The following is a 23,943-nucleotide window of genomic DNA, read 5'->3' as shown; positions in this document are numbered from 1 at the left end:
TTACAGCACCCAGCTGGGCCCCGCCAGCAGCGCCCCGAGGCCCGCAAGGCAACTGCCGAGCAGCACGGGTCGCAGCCCGGCGTGGTGGCCCAGAAAGCCGCCCAGTACGAACAGCAGGCCAATGGCGATGCCGTGTGCCAGGCGCAGGCTCGATTCGGCGTCGTCGATCCACAGCAGCGGCAGGGCGGCCGGCAGCGTGCCGGCGAGCACCAGCAGCAGCACTGCCGCAGCTCTCAGCAAAGTCGTGAGGCCGCTTGGCTCGGCTTGCGCCGATTCGCGGACCACGGTTTTCATGCGATGCACCTCGTGAGGCCTCAGGTCGCCGAGCAGGCCGGCCGGCAGTTCGCGTTCGAGCCGTTGAGCGAACAGGTCGGGCGTGGAAGCCTGCAGCAAGTCGGCCTGCAGCTGTTTGCGCTGCACGCCGGCCAGCCTGCTGCGGCGCAGGAACAGCACCGCGCACACCATGCTCCAGGCCGCCCCGGCCGACATCGCGGCCAACGCGATCGTCCGTGCGCTGCTGCCGAGGATGGCAAAGGCACCGGTGAACAACACCGTGACCAGCAAGCCGCAGACGATTTCGCCGGCCCGCTGCACCGGGTTCAGCCAGCCGTGCCGGCGTGGCTGACGGCCCTGCGCGGTGGCACCGAACAGCGCCGCCAGACGCGACACAACGCCGGCTTTGCGCCCTGCGCCGTGTAGATCGCTGCCCTGCATGCCGAACTGCTCCTTGTGGTTGGGTGCCGATCGTCTGCCGGAGCAGCGAAAGGCCCGAGATGCAGTATCGGGCTGTTCGCAGCCCTGGGAAAGCTGTCAGGTCTACGAGAGCACGGCCTTTGCCAGCTCGAACACCGAAAGCGGCGCGCTGCCTTCGGCCTTGTTGTTGATGGTTACATAGACTTCATGGCCGGCCAGGGCCGTGGCAGCGACCACCTTGGCCAGCACGTGCCGGGTGTCGGGGTCTGGCGCTTGCATCCTGTCGAAGGGCTCGAAGCGCTTGCGGGCCTGCTCGTATTTCAGGCCGCGCAGCAGGTTCCAGCGGCATACCAGTGGCCCGGGCCACAGCGCGCGCAGCATCGGCAACTGGGCTTCGATCGGTGGCATGCGGTCGTGCAGGCCCAGGCAGTAGCGCACCTCATGGCGCTTCAGCAGCGCTGCGAGTTCGGGGCCGAGCAGCTCGCCGTCGCGGATTTCGAGCGCCACCAGCGGCCGGCAGGTGCCGGTGGCGACGGCGGCGCGCACCGTTGCAAACATCGTGTCGAGGCGTTCCAGCAACGCCTGCGGCCGGCTCAGCCAGTCCAGGGTCAGCGGCGAGAGCTGGAACACCAGCACGCCCAGCGCCTCGCCCATGCCCTGCAATGCCGGCCGCACGAACAGGTCGGTGGCCGACGGTCCGTCGAGGAACAGCGGGTTGGGGCTGGTGGCCTTGCCGTTGTCGGGGTTGCGCACCGTGGCGTCGGTGACCAGCGACGGCGCCTTGACGACAAACCGGAAGCCGGGAGGCACCTGGCCTGCCAGGTCGGCGTACGTCGCGGCTTCCAGCGGGCGGTAGAAACTGCGATCGAGGCTGACGCAGCGCAGCAGCGGGTGGCGGGAATAGGCGGTGAGGCCTCGCCTCGACAGCGTCGATGGGGCGTAGTCGCGGCCCCACACCAGCCCGGTCCAGCCGGGGAAGTACCACGACGACGTACCGAAGCGGACGAGCGGACTCAGCCGCCCGGCGAGCGCGAGCAATTCGGCGCCGGGGTCGGCAGCGATCAGGTCACCGGACTCAGAGCGCGCCTTGGGCGGCGCAGGCGCGGGGGCGGTCGGAGGCGGCGCATGTTCTTCCGGAGATTCGAACAGGCTGGCTTGCGGGGCAGCCGGATGCATGGGCGGACTCATCGCGGGCGGCACGGTGGCGAAGACGCGCCACTGTACCGCCTGCCGGTCGGCTCAGGCTGGTTGCAGCAGCCGCTCGCGCAGCGTCTTCGCCGCCTGCACCATGTGCGACAGGGCCGCGTTTGTCTCGGGCCAGCGCCGGGTCTTCAAGCCGCAGTCGGGGTTGACCCACAAGCGCCGTGGGTCGACCACTTCGCAGGCACGCTCCAGCAGGCGTTCCATCTCCTGCTGGCTCGGCACGCGCGGCGAATGGATGTCGTAGACGCCGGGGCCGATCTCGTTCGGGTACGCGAAGCTGCCGAAGCCGTCGAGCAGCTCCATGTTCGAGCGCGAGGTCTCGATCGTGATCACGTCGGCGTCCATCGCAGCAATGGCGGGCAGGATGTCGTTGAACTCCGAGTAGCACATGTGCGTGTGGACTTGCGTCTCGTCGGCCACGCAGCAGGCGGCCAGCTTGAAGGCCTGGACGGCCCAGTGCAGATAGGGCGGCCAGTCTCGGCGCTTGAGTGGCAAGCCTTCGCGGAAGGCCGGTTCGTCGATCTGGATGACACCGATGCCGGCCTTCTCGAGGTCGGCCACTTCGTCGCGGATCGCCAGTGCGAGCTGCCGTGCGGTCAGCTCGCGCGGCTGGTCGTCGCGCACGAAAGACCATTGCAGCATGGTCACCGGCCCGGTCAGCATGCCTTTGACGGGCTTGTCGGTCAGCGATTGGGCGTAGCGGGCGGTGTCGACCGTGATCGCGTCCGGGCGGTGCACGTCGCCATAGATGACCGGCGGCTTGACGCAGCGGGAGCCGTAGCTCTGCACCCAGCCATTCTCGGTGAGCGCAAAGCCGAACAGGTGCTCGGCGAAGTAGTCGACCATGTCGCTGCGCTCGGCCTCGCCATGCACCAGCACGTCCAGACCGAGCGACTCCTGCTGCTGGATCGCATGGCGGATTTCCTCGCGCATGCGCTGCAGGTAGTCGTAAGCGCCCAGCTCGCCGCGGCGCCAGGCGGCACGATCGGCGCGGATTTCGGGCGTCTGCGGGAAGGAGCCGATCGTCGTTGTCGGCAGCAACGGCAACTGCAAGGCGGCGCGCTGGCGTTCGGCCCGCACCGGGTAGGCGCTGGTGCGCCGCTCCATCGCCGGCGTCAGCTGCTGCAGCCTTTTGGCGACGTAGGGGTGGGTCACCAGCCGCGAGTGGCGACGCGAGGCGAGGGCGGCGTCGCTCTCGGCCAGCGCCTCGCGCACGGCGTCCTCGCCCTCGTCGAGCGCGCGCTGCAACGTGCTCAGCTCGCCGAGCTTCTCGTCGGCGAAGGCCAACCAACGCTTGATCTGCGGGTCCAGCCGCGTTTCATGCCGCAGGCTGAGCGGCACATGCGCCAGCGAGCAGGACGGTGCCAGCCACAGGCGCTCGCCGAATCGCTCGTGCAGCGGCTGCAGCGTGGCGAGCGCGCGCCGCAGATCGGTGCGCCAGATGTTGCGGCCATCGACGATGCCGACCGACAGTACCCGCTGCGCGCCGAGGCGATCGGCGGCGGCAGCGAGCTGCCACGGCGCACGCACCGCGTCGACGTGCAATCCTTGCACCGGCAACGCAGTGATCGTGTCCAGGTGGTGGGTCACGTCGTCGAAATAGGTCGCGAGCAGCAGCTTCGGGCGTGTGCCGGCGAGCGCGGCGTAGGCCGGTGCGAACGCGTCGCGCCACGCCGGGTCCAGGTCCAGTGCGAGGATGGGCTCGTCGATCTGTACCCATTCGACGCCCGCGTCGGCCAGCGATCGCAGCAGCTCGGCATAGCAGGCTGTCAGCGCCGGCCACAGCGCGAGCCGATCGGCGCCGTCGGTCGACTTCGCCAGCCACAGGAAGCTCAGCGGCCCGATCAACACCGGCTTGACCGGACTGCCGAGCGCCTGCGCATCGGCCACCTGCGCCAGGTAGGCGTGTGCGTCGAGGTGGAAATCCTGCCCGGCATGCAGCTCGGGCTTCAGGTAGTGGTAGTTGGTGTCGAACCACTTGGTCATTTCGAGCGCTGGCTGGCCCGGCGTGCCGCGGGCCAGGGCGAAGGCCGTCGCCAGCCGGTCGCATCGTTCGGCGGTGAAGCGCGGCGGGATCGCGCCGAACATCAAGGCGTGGTCGAGCATCGGGTCGTAGAACGCGAAGTCGCCGGCCGACAGCAGGCCGAGGCCGGCCTGCTGCTGCCGCAGCCACGCGGCATGGCGCAACCGGGCGCCCACTTGTTGCAGCGCCGCGGCGTCACTGCCGCCTTGCCAGAAAGATTCGAGGGCGAACTTGAGCTCGCGCCGTTCGCCGATGCGCGGATATCCGAGGAGGTGGGTGAGGGCCATGAGGGTGCGGGTGTGAGGTTGCGGTTGACGCTGTGCAGTCTGGTTTGGGACACTCCTTCGATCAAGCGAAATCTTTTCAGAAGAACTTGAATTTCATTCAAGTCGAACCTCATGCTCGAACTACGACACCTGCGCTCGCTGTTGGCGATCGCCGAGACCGGCAAGCTCGCTGCTGCTGCCGAACGCCTGCATCTGACGCAGTCCGCGCTGTCACACCAGGTGCGGGCGGTTGAAGCACACTACGGCGTGCCGCTGTTTCAGCGCACCAGCCAGGGCCTGCGGTTCACGCCCGCCGGCGAACGGCTGCTGGTGCTGGCGCGAGAAGTACTGCCTGGGGTGGCCGCGGCCGAACGGGATCTGGCGCGTGCGCACAGCGACACCCGCGGCGAATTGCGCATCGCGCTCGAGTGTCACACCTGCTTCGACTGGCTGATGCCAGTGATGGACGAGTTCCGCCGTCGCTGGCCGGAGGTCGAGGTCGACCTGGTGGCGGGGTTCCACAGCGACCCGATGACGCTGCTGGGCGACGGCAAGTGCGAGCTGGTGATCGGCTCGCCGCCCGGTGCGAGGACGTCGGGACGGCGCGGCCTGGCGAGCTGGCCGCTGTTTCGCTTCGAGATCCTCGGTGTGCTGCCGGTCGAGCACCGCCTGCGCCACCGGCGGCGCCTGCAGGCCGAGGATTTCGCAGGCGAGACGCTGATCACCTACCCGGTGCCCGAAGAACGCATCGACGTGATCCGCGAGGTGCTGCGACCGGCCGGCATCGCCTTCGAGCGGCGCACGGCCGAACTCACCATCGCGATCCTGCAACTGGTCGCCAGCCGTCGAGGGGTCGCGGCGCTGCCGAACTGGGGCGTCAAGAACTATGTCGACTACGACTACGTGGTCGCCAAGCGCATCGGGCCGAAGGGGTTGTGGAGCGAGCTGCATGCAACTGCGCCGAAGACGCTGGCGGTCAAACCCTACCTGGTCGACCTGCTCGGCATCGTGCGCGAGCAGTGCATGCGGCTGCTGCCGGGCATCGAGCTGTTGGGCTGAGCCGCCGTTTCCGGTGCAAATTCCCCGCTGGCAGTGAAGTATTTGGCAACACAGCCAGAAGGCAGGCCCCCCCTAGGTGGGCGAAGGGATCCGCCGGATACCATCGCAGCAGCTGCAACAATATGATTCTGCTGTAAACGCAGCCGGGGAAGCGCGGCGCCCGCCGTGCAGGAGTAGGGAGCGAGATGTTTTGTCTTCGAACGATTCTGTTGTTGTTGGCGCTGTTGCCTGCCTGGGCGACGGCAGCCGATGCGCATGCGATCGTGACCATCCTGGAAGGGGACGCTGCGCTGGTGCGCGAGTCGGAGCGCTTTGCGCTTGGCGAGGGCGTTCGGCTCCAGCCGGAAGACATCGTCGAGACGGGTCCCAAGACCGGCCTGCTGAGGATCGAGTTCAAGGACGGCCGCATCGCCGATCTCGGGCCCGGCACCGCGGTGCTGCTGGCACCCAAGCTGGCGTCGGGCAAGCGCGAGCGGCGGCCGGCCGATCTGTACCTGCGGCAGGGCTGGGTGAAGCTGACTGGCGCAGGCCGAGCCAAGGGCCAGGCGGGCTTTTCGTCGCCCGAGTACGACGTCAGCGAGGTCGAAGGCGTGGTGGTTGCGTTCATCGATGATGCCGAAAGCTTTGTTTTCGCCGAGACGCGGCCGCTGAAAGTGGTCGAGCGCCGCAGCGGCAATGCCGGCCCGAGCTTGTCGCTGAAGGGTGGCGAGAGCTACTGGCGACGGGGCGCCGACAAGGGCGCCGTCGGTCAGCGGCCGCCAGGCGAGATGCTGGAGCGCATGCCCCGCGCTTTCCGCGACACGCTGCCGCCGCTGTCCGACCGCTACGGCGCACAAACGATCCAGCCCAGGGCGCAGCGCACGGTGGACTACGAAGACCTCAAAGGCTGGCTGCAAGCCGAGCGCGCGGTGCGGGCGAACTTCGTCTCGCGCTGGAAATCGCTGGCCAACGACGACGGCTTTCGCCAGGCATTGATCGCCAACCTGCGCGCGCACCCCGAGTGGGACCGCGTGCTGTTCCCCGAGAAGTACCTGCCCAAACCGCCCGTGGCCGCATCGGCGCCGGCCGGCGCGGCGGGCGCACGCTGACCGGCGCCCGATCGACAACAACATGCCCGACTCTGTGAGACTCCATGAAACTGCTGCTCAAGTTCAACCTGGTCTTTGTGCTGGTTTTCGTGCTCGGCCTCGGCGCCACCGGGTACATCACCCGTGATCTGCTGCAGCGCAATGCCCAGGACGAAGTGCTCGACCATGCGCGCCTGTTGATGGAGAAGGCGCTGGCAGTGCGTGGCTACACCTCGGGCCAGATCGCGCCGCTGCTCGAGACGCAGATGAAATACAGCTTCCTGCCCCAGTCGGTGCCTGCGTACTCGGCCACCGAAGTGCTGGCGACGCTGCACAAGAAGTACCCGGACTACGCCTACAAGGAAGCGACGCTGAATCCGACCAACCCGCGCGACCGCGCGGTCGAGTGGGAAGTGGACATCGTCAACCAGTTCCGCAACACGCCGGCGCAGACCGAATTCGTCGGCCAGCGCGACACGCCGAGCGGCCGTTCGCTCTACATTGCCCGGCCGATCCAGATCAAGGACGCGGCCTGCCTGCGCTGCCACAGCACGGTCGATGCAGCCCCTAAGCCGATGGTGGATCGCTACGGCCCGGCCAACGGCTTCGGCTGGAACCACAACGAGATCATCGGCGCGCAGATCGTCTCGGTGCCGATGGCCGTGCCGCTGGAGCGGGCGAACCGCGCCTTCAGTGTCTTCATGACGATGCTGACCGGCGTTTTCGTGCTGATCGGCCTGGCCCTGAACCTGATGTTGTGGAAGCTGGTGATCCAGCCGGTGAGCCGCCTGTCGAAGATTGCCGACCGCGTGAGTCTGGGTGAACTCGAAGCCCCGGAGTTCACCGCCAGGAGCCGCGACGAGATCGGCACACTGGCCGATTCCTTCACGCGCATGCGCAAGAGCCTGGTGCAGGCGATGAAGATGCTCGACACCTGATGCCGCAAGGTGACGCATGAAGCACCCTGAACGGCTGGGCAAGTACCCCATCACCGGTGTCCTCGGCGAGGGCGCGATGGGGGTGGTCTACAAGGCCTTCGATCCGCACATCAAGCGGCAGGTGGCGATCAAGACCATCCGCCGGCAATTGATCGACGACAGCGAGCACGGCCAGTCGGTCGCGGCGCGCTTTCGCAACGAGGCGCAGGCCGCAGGGCGGCTGCTGCACCCCGGCATCGTGGCGGTTTATGAGTACGGCGAGGACCAGGACCAGGCCTTCATCGCGATGGAGTTCGTCGAGGGCAACAGTCTGTCGCACTACCTGTCGCGCAAGACGCGCTTCCCTGACCAGGACGTGCTGAGCATCATGACGCAGTTGCTCGCCGCGCTCGACCATGCGCACGAGCAGGGGGTGTGGCACCGCGACATCAAGCCGGCCAACCTGATCATCACGCGCCAGGGCCGGCTGAAGATCGCCGATTTCGGTATCGCGCGCGTCGATGCGATCGGCTTGACCCAGGTGAACTCGGTGGTCGGCACGCCGGGCTACATGTCGCCCGAGCAGTACACCGGTCAGCCGCTGGACCATCGCGTCGATGTGTGGGCCGCCGGCGTGCTGCTGTACCAGCTGCTCACCGGGCAACTGCCGTTCAACGGCAGTGCCGAAACGCTGATGTACAAGATCGTGCACGAGGAGCCGGTGTGGCCCTCTCAGCATGCCGGCTCGACCCGCCCGGTCGTCTACGACCAGATCGTCGCCACGGCACTCGCCAAGCGGCCCGAGGCCCGCTATGCCAATGCGCTGCTGTTTCTCGAGGCCCTGACCAGCCACGCGGACGAGCCCGTCAAGCCGACGGTGTCGGAGGAGACGGTGATCATGGAAGTGATGCGACCGGAACCGCGGGGCGCAGGCAGCGTGTCGAGTGCCGTGCGCAGCGGCTCGTCGGGGGCCGTCACCACCGCGCCGCCGACGCACTGGGACGCGTCGACGCTGTCGCATCTGGAAGCCACGCTGGCCAAGTATGTCGGCCCGGTCGCGAAGGTGCTGGTACGGCGTGCCGCGCGCGACTGCTTCGACATCGAGACGCTCGCCTCGCGGTTGGCGGAGCATTTGCCGACGGAGCCGGAGCGGGCTGCATTCATGCAGCACACCACCAGTGGCGTCAGCGTGCGGGCCCAGCGCAGCACGGGCGGCACGGCCACCGTGTTGAGCACGCACCTGCGGCTCGACGCGCAAGTGATCGAGCAGGCGCAACGCATACTCGCGGGTCACATCGGGCCGATCGCGAAGATCGTGACCAAGAAGGCCGCGGCCAAGGCGACCACCCGCGCGGAATTCTATGAGCTGCTCTGTGCCGAACTCGGCAGCGATGCAGATCGGACCAAGGCGCGGGCCGCGCTCGCCGGCATCAAGTAGTTCCGCGCGCGGAGGCTATTGCAGCCTCATCCCGAAGCGTGCGAATTGCGGCGCCCAGCGCCCGAGCAGGTCGACAGACACCAGCACGCGCTCTGCGCGTCCGATCAGCAGGTGGTGTGGCACGAAGCCGAAGTAACGAGAGTCGGCGCTGTCGTCACGGTTGTCGCCGAGCACCAGGTAGGCATCGGCCGGTACCGTCACCGGGCCGAAATCGGGCACGGTGGCCAGGCCGTCGAGCCATTGCAGGGCATGTTGGTGCTCGCCGAGCTGCTCATGCAGCCGCGTTGCCGGCACCTGCCGGCCCGCGACGGGCTCCAACACGGTGCCGGTCGTCCGGTAGCCGAGAGGCAGGCCGTTGATCGACAACACCTTGCCACGCATCGAAACCACGTCGCCGGGCAGACCGACCACGCGCTTGATGAGGCGGGTGCCGTCCTCGGGTGACGAGAAAGTGACGATGTCGCCACGCGACACCTCGCCGGTGCGGGCCAGCACGATGTCGGTCAGGGGCAACTTGACCTGGTAGGCGAGCCGGTTGACGAAGACGACGTCGCCTTCTCGCAGTGTCGGACGCATCGAACCCGAAGGGATGGGATTCCAGTCGGCCACGGCCGTTCTGAACAACCCGAACAACAGCAGGAAAGCAATGAGGCCGCGGTTTTCACGCAGCCAGCGGGTGAGTTGGCTCATAGACGACGTCTCCCCCAGGCGCGTGGCGCGCCCGAGAAAGACGATTGTGCCGTGCTTCAGTGCACCGCTCGGCCACCCGCAGCCCGCAAGCCGTTGACGATGAGCGCATGGTGCGTCTGCGGCAACTCCAGTTCGCGTGCGAGCTGGCGGCCGAAGACCTGACCGCGCAGCACGCTGTGACGCACGCGCAATTGTTCCAGGCTTTGCGGTTCGCTCAGGAAGCGCATGCGCTCCATCGGCGCGAGGCTGTCGGCATTGCGCTCGGGCGACAGGTCGAGCAGAAGCCGTCGGCGAGCAACCGCCCGACCACCGTGGCCGGTGTGGCGCGCACCCATGGCGCTGCGCACCAGGTCGAACAGGCCGGGGTCGCGCAGCACGTCGGCCCAGCGGGCCGGCGGCGTCTCGCGGCGTGCGTAAGCCCAGGCGTGGCGCAATACCGCCGGCGTCCAGCTTTCCTCCGGGATGGTCAGCAGGCCGTACGAGCGCACGCGTTCGCCGAGCCGTTCCTGGCTCGTGAAGACGGCCAGCGGCACCGCGAACAGCAGCGGCAGCGCGATGGGCGCCATCCACAGCACCGCGGCGGGGTTGACGACCGCGATGGCGAGCGCTGCGAGCAGCACCACCGCGCAGCTCGGCGCAAACCGGCGGCCGGCGTCGCGCCACGCGATCGACTGGGCTTCGCGCGGGGGCGATTTCCAGTCGATGCGCCAACCGGTCAGGGCGGCCAACACGAACATGCTGTGCGCCACCATGCGCACCGGCGCCTGCAACACGGACAGCCCGGCCTCGATGAACGCGCTCTTGATGAGTGCGCCGGTGCCCCCGAAGAAGCGCTGCTCTTGGCGCAGGACGATCCCGAGTATGCCGAGCACGCGCGGCAGCACCAGCATCGTCAGCGTGCCGGCCCACAAGCCACCGACGGCCAGCGGCATGCCGAAGGCCGTCACGCTGGCCTGCAGCCCGCCAGTCAGCCACAGCGCGGCGCCCAGCACCACGAAGGCCAGCCACAGCGGCGCCGAGCCGTATGCCATCGCACCGGTCGCGAGCATTGCGCGGTGCACGCCGTGCAGCCCGGGCTCGGCGATCAGGCGTGCGTTCTGCAGGTTGCCCTGGCACCAGCGGCGGTCGCGTTGCAGTTCCTCGATCAGGTTGGGCGGCTGCTGCTCGTAGCTGCCGGGCAGATCGGTCACCAGCCAGACGTGGTAGCCGGCGCGACGCATCAGCGCGGCCTCGACGAAGTCGTGCGACATGATCTCGCCGCTCAGCGCGCCACGCCCGGGCAACGGTGCCAGGCCGCAGTGCTTCATGAAGGGCTCGACACGAATGATCGCGTTGTGGCCCCAGTAGTGCGACTCGCCCAGTTGCCAGTACTGCATGCCCAGCGTGAACAGCCGGCCGGTGACGCGGCTGGCGAACTGCTGTGAACGCGCGTGCACGGTGGCATGGCCGACGGCTTGCGGCGCGGTCTGGATGATGCCGGCCTTCGGGTTGGCTTCCATCAGGCGCACCATGGTCAGCAGGCAATCACCGCTCATCACGCTGTCGGCATCGAGCACCACCATGTAGCGGTAGTTGCTGCCCCAGCGACGGCAGAAGTCGGCCACATTGCCGGCCTTGCGCTTGGTGCGGCGCTGGCGCCAACGGTAGAAGACGCGTGCGTTGTCGCCCAGCGTCGCGCGCAGCTCGCCCCAGGCCGCGAGTTCGGCGCTGCGGATGTCGGGGTCGTTGCTGTCCGACAGAATGTAGATGTCGAACAGGCGTTGCGCGCCGGTCGCCGCGAGCGATTCGCAGGTGGCGCGCAGCCCGGCGAAAACCGTGCTGACGTGCTCGTTGCAGATCGGCATGATGACCGCGGTGCGCGCGTCGGCCCGCACCGGGTCGTGCACCACGTCGTGCCGGGACAACGAGTGCCGGTCGCCGCGCAGCATGACGACGAAGCCCATCGCCGCGGTGAAGAAGCCAGCGGACACCCACGCGAACAGCAGTGCGAACAGTGCGATCTGGCCGTACTGCAACGCCGGGTGCTCGTAGGGCGGCTGCACCTGTGCCATCAGGGCCGTGGCCACGGTGGTCGACAGCGCGATCAGCCCGAGGAAAACACGACGTCGCACGACGGCCGCCTGCTCCCAGCCCGACAGGGGGGCGGCGGGCTGACCGGAGCGCTGCCTGAACAGGCCTGCGATGCCATCCACCAGCCCGCGCAGGAAGCCGCGCCACGGTTGTGCCGGCATCGAGGCGCGGCGTATCGGCGGCGCGCTTGCCCCGGCAGTGGTGCTGGGCAGGCGCGGCGTGAGATCGCCACGGGGGCTCATTGGGGGGGAATGATGTTGCTCCATGTCTCGGTCAGGATGTCGTTGCCGTGTTGGAGATAGCCCCGCAACTCGACGGGCTCGGCCGTTGAGAGCTGCTGGACGCGCACCGCCATGCGCCACGAGTTGTTGGCCTCGTTGCGGTAGACGTTGCGTTCGGTGATGCGGCCGTTGGGGCCGCTGGTGACCATGGCCTGCAGCTCGGCCCGCAAGGGCAGGTCCGCGAGCTTGGGGCCGGTGAAATCGACGATGAACTGGTGCTCGTTCTTCGCCAGTTGCTGAAAACCGCGGCCCGAGCGGGTCTGTGTGACCCAGCCGCCGGGCGGGCGCTGCTGGGCGTCGCCCTGCCAGCGCATGCGATAGCGCAGCTCGAGCGGCTGCCCGGCAGCGGGTAGCCGCTCCGGCACCCAGTAGGCGACGATGTTGTCGTTGGTTTCGTCGGGCGTCGGCAGCTGCACCAGTTCGACGCGGCCCGGACCCCAGTCGCCGACCGGCTCGATCCATGTGCTGGGGCGCTTTTCGTAGCGAGCCTCGGTGTCTTCATAGCTGCCGAAGGACCGGTCCCGCTGCATCAGGCCGTAACCTTGCAGGCCCTGCATCGAGAACGACGTGGTCAGGGGCCGGCGCGGGTTGACCAGCGGGCGCCACAGCCACTCGCCACCCCGCGTGGCCACCATCAGGCCGTCGGAGTCGTGCACCTCGGGGCGGAAATCCTCGGGGTGCGGCTGGTTCTCGCCGAACATGTACATGCTGGTCAGCGGCGCCAGGCCGAGCGTCGCGACGCCGTCACGCAGGTAGAGCCTGGAACGCACCTCGACGAGCGTCTGTTCGCCGGGCTTCACTTCGAATTGCCAGGCGCCGGCGGCGCGCGGCGAGTCGAGCAGCGCATAAACGGTCAGCGAGGCCGCGCCGCGCTCGGGCTTGCGGATCCAGAACTCCTTGAAGCGCGGAAACTCCTCTCGCTCGCCGCCGACGGTGTCGATCGCCAGCCCGCGCGCCGACAGGCCGTAGTGCTGCCCGGCGCCGAGTGCGCGGAAATAGCTTGCACCGAGGAAGACGATCAGTTCGTCTTTGTAATTTCCCTGCTTCAACGGGAAGTGGACCCGGAAGCCGGCGAAGCCGACATCGCCCCACGTCTGCGGCGAGAGCCGATTCTTGCCGTAGTCGAAGTTGTCGCGATCGAAGCCGACGTGACGCACGCCCTGGGCCGTGATTTCGTTGATGAGCACGGGTTCGGTCTGCTGCTTGCCGAGGTGGAAGAACATCACCTCGAAGGGCAGGCCCTCGCCGCGCCACAACGCGCGTTCGGGCTTGAAGCGGATGTCGCGGTACTGGTCGTAGCTCAGCGCCTGCAACTCCCCCGGCAGCGTCGATGCCGACGCGCGATGGGGCTGCTGCGCCAGGCGGCGCGCACGCTCGCTCAGTTCATCGAAGCCGAAGGCGTTCGCGAGGCCGGGCAGCGCGAACGCGGCCGTCGACCACATGACAAGACGCCACCAACCGGCGTTCCGGTCCCACAAGGGCACGTGCAGAGTCCTTTCCCTGAATCGTCTGCTGATCTGCGAGGAGGCTGCGAAGCTCGCTGCACTCCCCGGTTCGTGACGCAGTTCGCAATGGCTGTGCCAACAGGGAAAAGATCTGGAAGATCAACAACTTAGGCGTGCTTACAAGGGGTTGCATGCCCCAGGGAAACCCTAGGAGCCAGCCGCCCCCTCGAAAATGTCGCCAAGTGGCGACAGGAGGCGGCGCCCAGAGCGCTAAGCTATTGATTTAGAACGAAAAAGTCGGTCGCTATTCGGCGACAGGCGAATCGCCGCGGAACAGCCCGGGCGTCAGGCCGTGCTTTTGCAGCAGCCGGTAGAACTCGGTGCGGTTGCGCTCGGCGAGTCGGGCGGCATCGGCGACGTTGCCGTCGGTGAGCTTGAGCAGCCCGACCAGATAGTCGCGCTCGAAGCGGTGGCGCGCCTCGGCATAGCTGACCACTTCGACGCTGGGGACGCGCAGCGCGCGCTGCACGAGCGCCAGCGGTACCAGCGGGGTGGTCGCCAACGCGCACACCTGCTCAACCACGTTATAGAGCTGACGTATGTTGCCCGGCCACGAGGCGGTAGCCAGTGCTTTCAGGGCGTCCGGGGCGAAACCGTTGAGGCGCCGGCCGTACTTGACCGCGAGCTTGGCGAGGAAGTGGTTGGCCAGCAGCGGGATGTCTTCGCGCCGCTCGGCCAGCGGCGGCAACGTCAACGAGACGACATTGAGCCGGTAGTAGAGGTCTTCGCGAAACAGCCCTTCGGCCATGGCTTCGTCGAGGTTGCGGTGCGTGGCCGAAATGATGCGCACGTCGACCGGCACGGCCTGGGCCGAGCCGACCGGGCGCACCGAGCGTTCCTGCAGCACCCGCAGCAGCTTGACCTGCAGCGGAACGGGCATGTCGCCGATTTCATCCAGAAACAAGGTGCCGCCGTCCGCGGCCTGGAACAGCCCTCGATGGTTGGTGACCGCGCCGGTGAACGCCCCCTTCACGTGGCCGAACAGCTCGGACTCGAGCAACGCCTCGGGGATGGCGCCGCAGTTCACCGCGACGAAGGGCCGGCTGGCCCGCGAACTGGCCTGGTGGATGGCTTGCGCGAGCAGCTCCTTGCCGGTGCCGCTTTCGCCGCGAATCAGCACGCTCGCGTCCGAGGCGGCCACGAGCTTGGCTTCCGCCAGCAGATCGGCCATGCGGTTCGAGCGGCTGACGATGGCTTCGCGCCAGGCCTCGTAGGCCGGCGCCTCTTGCCCGGCCGGCACCGAAAGAGACAGTGCCTGCGCGATCTTGTCGAGCAGCTCCTTGCCGTCGAACGGCTTGGTCAGATAAGTGAACACGCCGCGCGAGGTCGCTTCGACCGCGTCGGGGATGGTGCCGTGCGCGGTCAGAAGGATCACGGGCAACGCCGGATGCCGGGCACGGATCTCGTCATAGAGGGCGAGCCCGTCCTTGCCGGGCAGTTGCACGTCGCTGACGACAAGCTGCGGGCGTTCGACAGCGATCTGCGTCAGGGCGGCCTCGGCAGTCTCGACCGCCGTCACACGATAGCCGGCCGCACCGAGCCGCATCGACAGCAGCCGCAGCATGTCCGGGTCGTCGTCGACGACCAGTACATGGGCGCTCATCGGAGTCTCCTGGGGTCGTTGGTGCGTGATGTCATGGCGGGGTGGGTCGGGTACCGGGCACCGGTGCCGAGGCCGGTGCTGCGGGCACCGGCCTCGGCGCCAGACTGCGCTCGATGGCCTTCAGTGCCTCGAGCTTCTCGTTGAGCTGGTCGATGCGGCGCTGGCTGTCGCGCAACTGCTGGTTCTGCTTGTCGAGCTGTTCCTCGAGCCGGCGCATTTCCAAGAACCTTGCAAGAGTCATGCGAGCCATGGGTTGCCAGGGGGCGGCCTCGGGCTCGGTGGAGCGCAACAGGCCTTCGAGCAGACCGACGGCTTTTTGCAAGTCGCCGGGTGCGCGCGTCTGACCGAGTGCGAACGCGAGCTCCAGTGTCGATTTCGGCGTCACCGGGCTTTCGTTCAACCGCACGATCTCCTGCTGCAGTTCCGGCAACGGCAGGCCGCGTACCCGCTCGGCATAGCGCATGGCATGGCGGTTGGCCTGGTCGACCGGGTCCATCATCGGCACGGGCACGTCGACGCGCACCGGCACCTTGACCTGGCGCACTTCGGTCACTTCGGGCAACGGGGCGCAGCCCGTGATGATCCACAGCAGGCAACAGAAAAGTGCGGCGGGCCTAGGCGGCATGAGGCAACTCGATACGGAAATGGGCACCAGGAGCATTCGGCAGCAGTTCGACCCGGCCGCCATGGGCAGCGACGTACTCCTGCACGATGGACAGGCCCACGCCGGTACCGCGCTCGGCACCTTCGGGCTGGCGTTCACCGCGGTAGAAGGGCTCGAACACCCGGGCACGGTCGGCAGGCGACACGCCCGGGCCTTCATCGACGATGTCGATGCAGGCGAGGCCGGCGTGCCGGGTCAAGGAAAACCGAATGGTAGCGCCCGGCGGGCTGAAGCGTATCGCGTTGGACAGCAGGTTGCCGATCGCCGTGCCGAGCTTGTCCTGGTCGACTTCGGCGTGCAGCGGCTCGCCATTCAGCTCCACGCGCAGTTGCTTGGCCTGCCATTGCAGCTTCTGTTCTTCGACGAGCTGGCGCAGCAGCGCGAGCAGTTCAGTGCGACGGCGCAACAGCCGGCGCGCCTCGAACGCTGCGGCGTTGAAGCGTAGCAGGTCCTCGATCTGCCGTTGCAGCACGCCGGTGTTGTGGTGCAGGATGCGTGCGATCTCGCGTTGGTTGTCGGTCAGCGTTCCGGCGACACCGTCCTCCAGCAGCGCAACGCCTTCGCGCAGCGCTGCCAGCGGTGTTTTCAGCTCGTGGGAGATGTGCCGCAGAAAACGGGCCTTGTCGGCATCCAGTTCCGCCAGTCGCAACCGCAGCCAATCGAGTCGCCGCCCGACCAGGCGCACGTCGGCCGGGCCCTGGATCTCGATCGGTTGATCGAGCCGGTTTTCACCCAGACCGACGATGGCGCGCTCCAACCGCTTCAGCGGCCTCGCCAGCCACAGGCCGAAACCGAAGGCCAGCACCACCGCGACCGCAATCGCGGCGAGCACCTGGCGGCCGAGTTCGAGCCGGCTGGCCTCGAGTTCGTCCTGCAGTTCGCGGTTGCGCTTTTCGTTCGCGCGCCGGATCTGGTCGGCCACCGCGGTGTTGATGTCGGCCAGCTCGCGAAAAGCGAGGCTCAGCGTCTGCTCGCGCAGGCGTGCGGTGGCGCGCGGGCCCTGCATCTGCTCGCGGATGCCGGCCAGGTGCGTGCGCCACTCGTCAGCCAGCTTGGGCGGCAGCCCGTTGTCAGCCAAGCGGGCCAGCACCGTCTCGGCGGCTTCGGCGTCGTCCTCGAAACGCTCACGCAGCACCTTGTCATCCAGCACCACGTACTGCCGCGCGGTGCGCTCCAATCCGACGCTGCGATCTGCCAGGGTCTGTACCTGCGCTGCCAGCTGCACCGCCTGTTCAGCCCCGGCGCGCGACTGCGCCATCAACCGTTCGAGCGTGAACAGCCCGCGCAGCGACACTGCACCGAGCAGGGCGGCGATCAGCAGAAAGGCGACCAGCAGCAACTGGCGGAAGGAGGCTCGGTGCAGCGTGAGCATGGAGTAGGAGGGTGCCGCGCGGTGTGGCGGCTCGCGGCGGCGACTATACCGGGGCCGCGTCAGCGTCGAGGCGCAGGGTCGCCACCACGGGCAGATGGTCCGAGGCAACCCGCGCGAGGGGCGTTGCATGAATTGCGACCTGTTGCAAAAGCGTGCGCGGCTTGGTCCATATGCGGTCCAGCGCAAAGATCGGCCAACGCGACGGGAAGCTCGCCGGTGCCGGCGCTTTCTCGAAGTGCCGGTGCAGCCATCGCAGCGGCCGGCCCGCCAGCAGCCACTCGTTCAGGTCGCCCATCAGCACCGTGGGCATGACCGGGTCTTGCTCGAAGGCGGCGAGCAGCGCCCTGACCTGCGCGCGCCGCTCGGCCGGCCGCAGGCCCAGGTGCGTGGCGACGATACGCAATGCCGCGCTATCGACGCGCAATTCGGCATCGATCGCACCGCGCGGCTCCCGGCGCGGCCATGACAGGTCGAGCCGGCGCACCGCCAACGGCGGGTGGCGCGTGAGCAGGCCGTTACCGTAGTCGCCCTGCGCATCGAGCAGCGTGGGGCCCGCGATGGGGTGCAGGCCGGTGGCGTGGGCGAGGAAGCCCAGCATGTCGAACCCGGTGCGACGTGATTCCACCTCTTGCAGTGCGATCACGTCGGCCTGCAGCTCAGCCAGCACATCGGCGATGCGCCGGGGCACGAAGTGACCGTCGCATCCGACCCCGCCATGGATGTTGTAGGTGGCGAGCCTCACGCTGCTCATCGGGCCGCACGCCGCGCCAAGAGCTGCTGGCGCAGCAGCAGCGAGGCGGCGACCACCACCGCGACGACGATCGCGAGGAAAGTGAGATTGCCCAGGTCGGGGCTGCGCACCGCGTCGACGATGCCGTTGGCGAACAGCACCGTTGCGCAGATGCCCGGCGCCATGCCGAGCAAGGTGCCGAGCAGGTAGTCGCGCAGGCTGATCTGCGAGGCACCCGCGACCACGTTGACGACGGTGAACGGTGCCACCGGCAGCATGCGCAGCACGGTCATCGCGACGACGCCACGCCGTGCGAGCTGGCGACTGAGCCGGTTGATGCGTCGCCCGGCGAAGCGGCGCACCGCGTCGCGCCCGAGCAGGCGGCCGAGGCCGTAGGTGACGGCAGCACTCGACAGCGCACCGGCGACGGCGTAGACGATGCCGAGCAGCGGTCCGAAGACGATGCCGGTGACGGCGATCAGCGCCGTCACCGGCATCACGAGCAGGCCGCCGACGACGTAGGCCAGCAGCGTCAGCAATGGGGCCATCGGCTGCTCGCGCAGGCGTTCGGCCAATGCGGCCAGCGTGGCCAGGTCGAGCAGCTCGTTCAGCGGCGTCAGGCGCCATGCCGCGGCCAGCGTGCCGAGCAGCGCGGCCGCCGCGGCCATCGTCACCACCCGGCGGGAGACGCGCGGCTTCGTCTCGGGCGGCACGAATTCGGCCACGAAGCGGTCCGGGTCGAGCGGGGCCTCCGGGTCGATCAATGCCGAGTCGGGCACCAGGGCGTCCAGCTCGCTCGACACCTCGGGATGCGCAGGTCGCAGCGTACGCCCGGTGCCGCGCAAGGCCTCGATGGCGGCCACCAGGCTGCCGCGCTCGCGAGTCGTTGCGGCCACCACGTCGGGCGTGATCGCGAGGTGTTCGGCAAGCAGCCGGTTGCGCAACGCCGCGACGGCGCCGCGCACGCGTTGCGCGCAGTCGCCGTCCCGCTGGCAGGCGGCCTCGATCACCAGATTGCACTCGGTGTCGAAACCCATCGAGCGGTTGGACAGGTTCGCCGAACCGACGGTCAACAGCTCATCATCAACGGTCATCACCTTGCTGTGCACGTTCAGGCACTGCTCGCCCAGTGCAGGCAGCGACGGGCAGTAGGGGCGATAGCGACCGTGCCGGTCAGCCGCACCGAGCCGCCGGTGCAGCCGTGAACGCAGCACGCCCATCGTCGTTTCCTCGAGCCACCCGCTTTCGCGTTGCGGCGTGACGAGCACGACCTCCGGGCCTTCAGCCTCGGCCAGCCGCTGCTCCAGGGCCTTGCCGACCGCGGCCGAGCTGAAGTACTGGTTCTCGAGGTAGAGCCAGCGACGCGCCGACGCGATGGCATCGAGGTGCAGGTGACGGACCTCCTCGACGGCTTCGTGGCCATCGAAGCGGGGCGCGGTGCGTGCGATCGCGACTCGCACGTCTTCGAGGTCGGGTTTCAAGCCGGGAGGCCACGGCGGGGCGTGAGCGGTTTGCAGCGGCGGATGGGCGCGGACACCGGTCGCCCGGCTCCACCGGTCGCGTGCGAGTTGGCCCAGCGCGCGAGCCACATCGCCTTCGACGACGGCGCCCACATCGTGGAACGGTGCGTACGGCTTGCCGTCCGGATCGACCCGGCGCGGGTCGTCGGGTGCATGAGCGGGCGTGTCCCAGCGGCAGCGGGTCAGGTCGAAGCCGGACACGAAGGCGACGGTGTCGTCGACCACCACGACCTTCTGATGATGCGAGGCGCCGAACGGGTGGCGGTCGTCAAGGCGAAAGCGCAGGTGCCGGTGGGTCAGCCAGTCGAGCTTGTACGTGGTGAGCCACTCGCGCTCCAGCGCGAACAGCATGGCGAAGTCCCAGCTCAGCACCCGCGCCTGCACGCCATGCTTGCGTGCGACGATCGCATCGAGGAATTCGCCGAGCGGCTCGGGCAGGCCGTCGTTCGCTTCGGGCACCAGCTTCATGCGACTGTCGATGTCCCAGCCGAGGATGTAGATGGAGTGCCGCGCCTGCGAGAGCGCGGAACGGACCGCGCTGAAGTAGTCCTGACCATCGATCAGGAAAGCCACGCGGCGCGCCGATTCGAGCCGCCAGCAGTTGTGTCCCGGCCGCAGCACGGCGGCGGACGCTGGCGAGCGGTCCGGAGGGGTCACGGCAGGTGGCGAGCGAAGCATCACAGCGCCGAGAGCAAGAACGACGCCATCAGCCAGCCCGCGGCACACCAGCCTTTCGCGTGGCGGCGGCGTTCGGGCAACGGTAAAAACTACATGCCCCCCCGTCAAGCCGGCGCGGCACACAGATGAAACCGGCGCAGCACGGTTGAAATGCGGCGTGCACGCAGCGCCCCGACGATGCGGTGCTCGTCATGCACAGGGAGGGAAACGGATGACGGAAGTCCATATCGTCGTGAAGGCGGAGCTGACCGAGATCGCCGCTGGCGTGGGCAAACTCGCTCCGTTGCTGGCCGCGCTGCACGACAGCCAACGCGTCGACGGTCCGGCGCAGGCCGAGCGCCAGGCCGGCATCGGGCAAGGGTTGCTGGACGCTTATGGCGCCGCCGGCTTCGAGTTCCGTCTGACCGCCGATGAAGACTTGTACGGTAGCCATCGGCGCGAGCCTTGGCGTTTTCCGGGCGAACTCGTGGCGGCCTTGCGGACGCTGACGCTGGCGGAGCGGCCGGTGTCGGCGGCGCTGCCGGCGGGCCGGCACGGGCAGCTGGTGCTCACGCTGGAAGCGGCCGACGACTACCCCGACGCGATCGGCCGCTTCTATGCCGAACTGCTGGCGTTCTGCGGCTGCCGGCACAGTCGGTACGGTCTCGAATGCGACGAATGGGACTGCTCGTACTGACACCGGGCGCGGACGCGGCGGCGCATGCTTTCCACGTTCGCTTGACCCGCCGGCACCGGGCTTCTAAACTTGCAGCCGCTCCGGGGTGCACTCGTTTGTGCTGAGATGGCTGCAAAGCCGAACCCGCGAACTTGATCCGGTTCATGCCGGCGGAAGAAGAGCTGAATCTGTCCCCCGATCCGTCTCTGGCTCTCCAGAGACGCGCATCTCTCAGGGGCACTTTCCGGAGCACACACACCACCGGAAGGAGCCCACGATGAACGCACCCGACAAACTGTCCCAACTGCTGGCGCTGACGCGCGAGCCGTTCCCCGCCTCGCGCAAGATCTATGTCGCCGGTCAGCAGCACGCTGACGTCCGGGTGCCGATGCGCGAGGTGACGCTGACCAACGGCGAAGTGATTCCGCTGTACGACACCTCGGGCCCCTACACCGACCCCGACGCTGCGATCGACGTGCGCCGGGGCCTGCCCGGGGTGCGCAGCGCCTGGATCGAAGGCCGCGGCGACGTCGAGCGTTACGACGGTCGCAACCACCAGGCGCTGGACGACGGCGCCAAGCACGAGGCGAGAGACGCGCAGCGGCTCGAGGAACTGCGCCGCGAGGCCGCCGCGCTGCAGCGCCGGCCGCTACGGGCCAAGGCCGGTGCCAACGTCACGCAGATGCACTACGCGCGCCGCGGCATCGTCACCCCGGAGATGGAGTACATCGCCGTGCGCGAGAACCAGAAGCGCGAGTGGATGGTGCCCTACCTCAACGACGCCGAGCGCGAAGAGCGGCTGCGCGGCAACCCGATGGGTGCCCGGATCCCGGCGATCATCACGCCAGAGTTCGTGCGTGAGGAGGTGGCCCGCGGCCGCGCGATCATCCCGGCCAACATCAACCACCCCGAGATCGAGCCGATGGCGATCGGCCGCAATTTCCTCGTCAAGATCAACGCCAACATCGGCAACTCGGCGGTGACGTCGAGCATCGAGGAAGAGGTCGAGAAACTGGTGTGGTCGATCCGTTGGGGCGCCGACACGGTGATGGACCTGTCGACCGGCAAGAACATCCACACCACGCGCGACTGGATCGTGCGCAACTCCCCGGTGCCGATCGGGACCGTGCCGATCTACCAGGCGCTGGAGAAGGTCGGCGGCATTGCCGAGGACCTGACCTGGGAGATCTTCCGCGACACGCTGATCGAGCAGGCCGAGCAGGGCGTCGACTACTTCACCATCCACGCCGGCGTGCGGCTGCCCTACATCCCGATGACGGCCAAGCGCCGCACCGGCATCGTCTCGCGCGGGGGCTCCATCCTCGCGAAGTGGTGCATCGCGCATCACAAGGAGAACTTCCTCTACACGCACTTCGAAGAGATCTGCGAGATCATGAAGGCCTACGACGTGAGCTTCTCGCTGGGCGATGGGCTGCGCCCGGGCTCCGGCGCCGATGCGAACGACGAGGCCCAGTTCGCCGAGCTGCGCACGCTGGGCGAGCTGACTCAGGTGGCCTGGAAACACGACGTGCAGGTCATGATCGAAGGCCCGGGCCACGTGCCGATGCACATGATCCAGGCCAACATGGACGAGCAGCTCAAACACTGCCACGAGGCGCCGTTCTATACGCTGGGCCCGCTGACGATCGACATCGCACCGGGCTACGACCACATCGCCTCGGCCATCGGCGCAGCAATGATCGGCTGGTTCGGCACCGCGATGCTGTGCTATGTGACGCCGAAGGAACACCTGGGCCTGCCTGACCGCGACGACGTGAAGCAGGGCATCATCGCCTACAAGATCGCCGCGCATGCGGCCGACATCGCGAAGGGCCACCCGGGAGCGCGGGCGCGAGACGATGCGCTGTCGAACGCGCGGTTCGAATTCCGCTGGCACGATCAGTTCAACCTCTCGCTCGACCCGGACACCGCACGCGACTTCCATGACGAGACGCTGCCCAAGGAGTCGAGCAAGGTGGCGCACTTCTGTTCGATGTGCGGGCCGAAGTTCTGTTCGATGAAGATCACGCAGGAAGTGCGCGAATTCGCGGCGCAGCAGGGCGTCAGCGAGCAGGCGGCCCTGGAGCAGGGGCTGCAGTCCAAGTCCGACGAGTTCAAGCGCGCCGGCGGCGAGATCTACATCCCGATCCAGCCGCAAGGCTGAAGCCGCACGGAAAGATCGGCACGATGAAACGCATGCATGTCGGGGTCGCCGGCGCCGGGCTGCTCGGCCGCCTGCTGGCGTGGCAGTTGTCGGCCCGTGGACATCAGGTGAGCGTGTTCGACCCGTCGCCCGACGGCATGAGCCGCGCACCGGGCACCGCTTACGCGGCGGGCTGGACGGCGGCCGGCATGCTGAGCCCGCTGGCCGAGCTGGAATGTGCCGATGCGAAGGTGGCGCAGTACGGCTTGCGCTCGCTCGACCTGTGGCAGGACATCGTGGCCCGCCTGCCCGGCCCTGTCGACTTCCGCCGCAACGGCAGCCTGTTGCTGGCGCACCGGCCCGACGTCGGTGCCGCACAGCGCCTGCTCGATGTGCTGCGCGCCAAGGCACCCGGCGAGCACTTCCCGCGCAACCTGCCGCTGCAGGACCTGCGCCAGATGGAGCCGTCGATCCACGGCCCGGCACACGCATGGCTGCTCGAACAGGAAGGCCAGATCCACACGGTGCAGGCCATGCTCGCGCTGGCAGAAGGCGCCACGCGGCAAGGCGTGCAGTGGCACTGGGGCCGAAGTGTCGAACGGCTCGGCCCCGGAATCGTCGAAGCCGGCGGTACACGTCGCTTCGACTGGGTGTTCGACGTGCGCGGCCTCGGCGCGCGGCCCGACTTGCCGGTGCGCGGCGTGCGCGGCGAGGTGTTCTGGCTGCACGTGCCCGGCGTGCGGCTCGGGCGACCGGCACGGCTGCTGCACCCGCGCTGGCGCGTCTACATCGTGCCGCGGCCCGGCGACCAGGTGGTGGTCGGCGCCAGCGAGGTCGAGTCGGAAGACCGCTCGCCGGTCTCGGTGCGCACGACGCTCGCATTGCTGAGTGCTGCGCACAGCGTGATCCCGGAACTGGCCGAGGCCCGTATCGTGCACATGGAGTCCAACCTGCGGCCGGCCTTGCCCGACAACCTGCCGGTGATCGAAATACAGGCAGGCCTTACTCGCATCAACGGCCTGTTCCGGCACGGTTGGCTGATCGCGCCGGCCATGGTCGAGGAGGCGCTGTCGCAGATGCCGGACGTCGGCACGCTGCGGCCGCAGAAAGTCGTGGCATGAACGCCTACACCGATGCCTACGTCTCCCCGCAGCAGCCTGGCGCGGTGGCGATCAACGTCAATGGCGCGCAGCGGCATGTCGCCCGCGGGACGACGCTGGCGGCGCTGCTGGAGCGGCTGGGGCATCCGCCAACCTCGGTAGCCACCGCCGTCAACGGCAACTTCGTCGGGCGTGCAGCGCGGGCTGGTTGCGTGCTGCAGTCCGGCGACCAGGTGAGCTGTTTCGAACCCATCGTGGGAGGATGA

Annotated in this window: 19 protein-coding genes and 1 riboswitch; of the genes, 8 read left to right on the top strand and 11 right to left on the bottom strand. The window is 68.2% G+C overall.

Translation table 11 applies throughout. The features are described 5' to 3' along the window. The 3 genes from M8A51_RS20970 to metE all read right to left on the bottom strand — a co-directional run bounded on the left by M8A51_RS20970 (position 1) and on the right by metE (position 4,206). A complete protein-coding gene (locus tag M8A51_RS20970) occupies positions 1–714 on the bottom strand; it encodes a hypothetical protein (protein WP_251780485.1) in 714 nt (237 codons plus the stop codon). 102 nt (positions 715–816) lie between these two features. Beyond that, complete coding sequence (locus tag M8A51_RS20965) at positions 817–1,869, bottom strand: DUF72 domain-containing protein (protein ID WP_251780484.1); 1,053 nt, start codon at positions 1,867–1,869, stop codon at positions 817–819. A 63-nt stretch (positions 1,870–1,932) separates the two neighbouring features. Next, a complete protein-coding gene (gene metE, locus M8A51_RS20960) occupies positions 1,933–4,206 on the bottom strand; it encodes a 5-methyltetrahydropteroyltriglutamate--homocysteine S-methyltransferase (protein WP_251780483.1) in 2,274 nt (757 codons plus the stop codon). A 111-nt stretch (positions 4,207–4,317) separates the two neighbouring features. On the opposite strand from metE, the gene M8A51_RS20955 reads away from it, so the two are divergent. The 4 genes from M8A51_RS20955 (at position 4,318) to M8A51_RS20940 (ending at position 8,666) form a co-directional block, all read left to right on the top strand. Next, positions 4,318–5,244: a LysR family transcriptional regulator gene (locus M8A51_RS20955; RefSeq protein WP_251780482.1), complete on the top strand. Its 927-nt coding sequence runs from the start codon at positions 4,318–4,320 to the stop codon at positions 5,242–5,244. 185 nt (positions 5,245–5,429) lie between these two features. Then, on the top strand, positions 5,430–6,332 hold the full coding sequence (locus tag M8A51_RS20950) for a hypothetical protein (RefSeq protein ID WP_251780481.1): 903 nt from the start codon (positions 5,430–5,432) through the stop codon (positions 6,330–6,332). A gap of 44 nt (positions 6,333–6,376) precedes the next feature. Further along, positions 6,377–7,249: a c-type heme family protein gene (locus M8A51_RS20945; RefSeq protein ID WP_251780480.1), complete on the top strand. Its 873-nt coding sequence runs from the start codon at positions 6,377–6,379 to the stop codon at positions 7,247–7,249. A gap of 16 nt (positions 7,250–7,265) precedes the next feature. Next, the gene (locus tag M8A51_RS20940) at positions 7,266–8,666 is read left to right on the top strand and encodes a serine/threonine-protein kinase (RefSeq protein ID WP_251780479.1); all 1,401 of its coding nucleotides are present in this window, start codon (positions 7,266–7,268) and stop codon (positions 8,664–8,666) included. Between the two features lie 15 nt (positions 8,667–8,681). On the opposite strand, the gene lepB is transcribed toward M8A51_RS20940, so the two are convergent. The 8 genes from lepB to M8A51_RS20900 all read right to left on the bottom strand — a co-directional run bounded on the left by lepB (position 8,682) and on the right by M8A51_RS20900 (position 19,758). After that, the gene (gene lepB, locus M8A51_RS20935) at positions 8,682–9,356 is read right to left on the bottom strand and encodes a signal peptidase I (protein ID WP_251780478.1); all 675 of its coding nucleotides are present in this window, start codon (positions 9,354–9,356) and stop codon (positions 8,682–8,684) included. A 56-nt stretch (positions 9,357–9,412) separates the two neighbouring features. Continuing rightward, positions 9,413–11,668, bottom strand: a complete 2,256-nt coding sequence (gene mdoH, locus M8A51_RS20930; RefSeq protein ID WP_251780477.1) for a glucans biosynthesis glucosyltransferase MdoH — start codon at positions 11,666–11,668, stop codon at positions 9,413–9,415. Beyond that, positions 11,665–13,149 (bottom strand): glucan biosynthesis protein G, encoded by a 1,485-nt coding sequence (locus M8A51_RS20925; protein ID WP_251780476.1) that lies wholly within the window; start codon positions 13,147–13,149, stop codon positions 11,665–11,667. Before M8A51_RS20925 ends, mdoH begins: the two co-directional genes overlap by 4 nt. Positions 13,150–13,456: 307 nt before the next feature. Beyond that, positions 13,457–14,815, bottom strand: a complete 1,359-nt coding sequence (locus M8A51_RS20920) for a sigma 54-interacting transcriptional regulator (protein ID WP_251780475.1) — start codon at positions 14,813–14,815, stop codon at positions 13,457–13,459. Between the two features lie 31 nt (positions 14,816–14,846). Beyond that, positions 14,847–15,440 (bottom strand): hypothetical protein, encoded by a 594-nt coding sequence (locus tag M8A51_RS20915; RefSeq protein ID WP_251780474.1) that lies wholly within the window; start codon positions 15,438–15,440, stop codon positions 14,847–14,849. Further along, on the bottom strand, positions 15,430–16,851 hold the full coding sequence (locus M8A51_RS20910; protein WP_251780473.1) for a sensor histidine kinase: 1,422 nt from the start codon (positions 16,849–16,851) through the stop codon (positions 15,430–15,432). Before M8A51_RS20910 ends, M8A51_RS20915 begins: the two co-directional genes overlap by 11 nt. Before the next feature lie 43 nt (positions 16,852–16,894). After that, positions 16,895–17,602 (bottom strand): endonuclease/exonuclease/phosphatase family protein, encoded by a 708-nt coding sequence (locus tag M8A51_RS20905; protein WP_251780472.1) that lies wholly within the window; start codon positions 17,600–17,602, stop codon positions 16,895–16,897. Further along, positions 17,599–19,758: a VTT domain-containing protein gene (locus M8A51_RS20900; RefSeq protein WP_251780471.1), complete on the bottom strand. Its 2,160-nt coding sequence runs from the start codon at positions 19,756–19,758 to the stop codon at positions 17,599–17,601. The genes M8A51_RS20905 and M8A51_RS20900 overlap by 4 nt, the downstream gene beginning before the upstream one ends. A gap of 232 nt (positions 19,759–19,990) precedes the next feature. On the opposite strand from M8A51_RS20900, the gene M8A51_RS20895 reads away from it, so the two are divergent. The 4 genes from M8A51_RS20895 (at position 19,991) to thiS (ending at position 23,943) form a co-directional block, all read left to right on the top strand. After that, positions 19,991–20,455, top strand: a complete 465-nt coding sequence (locus tag M8A51_RS20895) for a hypothetical protein (RefSeq protein WP_251780470.1) — start codon at positions 19,991–19,993, stop codon at positions 20,453–20,455. A 71-nt stretch (positions 20,456–20,526) separates the two neighbouring features. Then, a riboswitch (TPP riboswitch) is annotated at positions 20,527–20,630 on the top strand. 81 nt (positions 20,631–20,711) lie between these two features. Further along, positions 20,712–22,598 carry a phosphomethylpyrimidine synthase ThiC gene (thiC, locus tag M8A51_RS20890; protein WP_251780469.1) on the top strand — a complete coding sequence of 629 codons (1,887 nt, stop codon included), beginning with the start codon at positions 20,712–20,714 and terminating at the stop codon, positions 22,596–22,598. 32 nt (positions 22,599–22,630) lie between these two features. After that, complete coding sequence (locus tag M8A51_RS20885; RefSeq protein WP_251780513.1) at positions 22,631–23,698, top strand: FAD-dependent oxidoreductase; 1,068 nt, start codon at positions 22,631–22,633, stop codon at positions 23,696–23,698. Further along, positions 23,695–23,943 carry a sulfur carrier protein ThiS gene (thiS, locus tag M8A51_RS20880; protein WP_251780468.1) on the top strand — a complete coding sequence of 83 codons (249 nt, stop codon included), beginning with the start codon at positions 23,695–23,697 and terminating at the stop codon, positions 23,941–23,943. The genes M8A51_RS20885 and thiS overlap by 4 nt, the downstream gene beginning before the upstream one ends.

This window comes from Caldimonas mangrovi (assembly GCF_023721835.1).
GTDB classification, from domain to species: domain Bacteria; phylum Pseudomonadota; class Gammaproteobacteria; order Burkholderiales; family Burkholderiaceae_C; genus Caldimonas; species Caldimonas mangrovi.
This window is presented reverse-complemented; position numbering and strand designations above follow the sequence as displayed.

What these genes read in the sequence shown, in the direction of transcription:
- M8A51_RS20925 (WP_251780476.1), bottom strand. Translation starts at nt 13,149, where the DNA reads ATGTGGTCGACGGCCGCGTTCGCGCTGCCCGGCCTCGCGAACGCCTTC.
- mdoH (WP_251780477.1), bottom strand. Translation starts at nt 11,668, where the DNA reads ATGAGCCCCCGTGGCGATCTCACGCCGCGCCTGCCCAGCACCACTGCC.
- thiC (WP_251780469.1), top strand. Translation starts at nt 20,712, where the DNA reads ATGAACGCACCCGACAAACTGTCCCAACTGCTGGCGCTGACGCGCGAG.
- M8A51_RS20920 (WP_251780475.1), bottom strand. Translation starts at nt 14,815, where the DNA reads ATGAGCGCCCATGTACTGGTCGTCGACGACGACCCGGACATGCTGCGG.
- M8A51_RS20965 (WP_251780484.1), bottom strand. Translation starts at nt 1,869, where the DNA reads ATGCATCCGGCTGCCCCGCAAGCCAGCCTGTTCGAATCTCCGGAAGAA.
- thiS (WP_251780468.1), top strand. Translation starts at nt 23,695, where the DNA reads ATGAACGCCTACACCGATGCCTACGTCTCCCCGCAGCAGCCTGGCGCG.
- M8A51_RS20970 (WP_251780485.1), bottom strand. Translation starts at nt 714, where the DNA reads ATGCAGGGCAGCGATCTACACGGCGCAGGGCGCAAAGCCGGCGTTGTG.
- M8A51_RS20950 (WP_251780481.1), top strand. Translation starts at nt 5,430, where the DNA reads ATGTTTTGTCTTCGAACGATTCTGTTGTTGTTGGCGCTGTTGCCTGCC.
- metE (WP_251780483.1), bottom strand. Translation starts at nt 4,206, where the DNA reads ATGGCCCTCACCCACCTCCTCGGATATCCGCGCATCGGCGAACGGCGC.
- M8A51_RS20905 (WP_251780472.1), bottom strand. Translation starts at nt 17,602, where the DNA reads ATGAGCAGCGTGAGGCTCGCCACCTACAACATCCATGGCGGGGTCGGA.
- M8A51_RS20940 (WP_251780479.1), top strand. Translation starts at nt 7,266, where the DNA reads ATGAAGCACCCTGAACGGCTGGGCAAGTACCCCATCACCGGTGTCCTC.
- M8A51_RS20945 (WP_251780480.1), top strand. Translation starts at nt 6,377, where the DNA reads ATGAAACTGCTGCTCAAGTTCAACCTGGTCTTTGTGCTGGTTTTCGTG.
- M8A51_RS20915 (WP_251780474.1), bottom strand. Translation starts at nt 15,440, where the DNA reads ATGCCGCCTAGGCCCGCCGCACTTTTCTGTTGCCTGCTGTGGATCATC.
- M8A51_RS20895 (WP_251780470.1), top strand. Translation starts at nt 19,991, where the DNA reads ATGACGGAAGTCCATATCGTCGTGAAGGCGGAGCTGACCGAGATCGCC.
- M8A51_RS20910 (WP_251780473.1), bottom strand. Translation starts at nt 16,851, where the DNA reads ATGCTCACGCTGCACCGAGCCTCCTTCCGCCAGTTGCTGCTGGTCGCC.
- M8A51_RS20885 (WP_251780513.1), top strand. Translation starts at nt 22,631, where the DNA reads ATGCATGTCGGGGTCGCCGGCGCCGGGCTGCTCGGCCGCCTGCTGGCG.
- lepB (WP_251780478.1), bottom strand. Translation starts at nt 9,356, where the DNA reads ATGAGCCAACTCACCCGCTGGCTGCGTGAAAACCGCGGCCTCATTGCT.
- M8A51_RS20955 (WP_251780482.1), top strand. Translation starts at nt 4,318, where the DNA reads ATGCTCGAACTACGACACCTGCGCTCGCTGTTGGCGATCGCCGAGACC.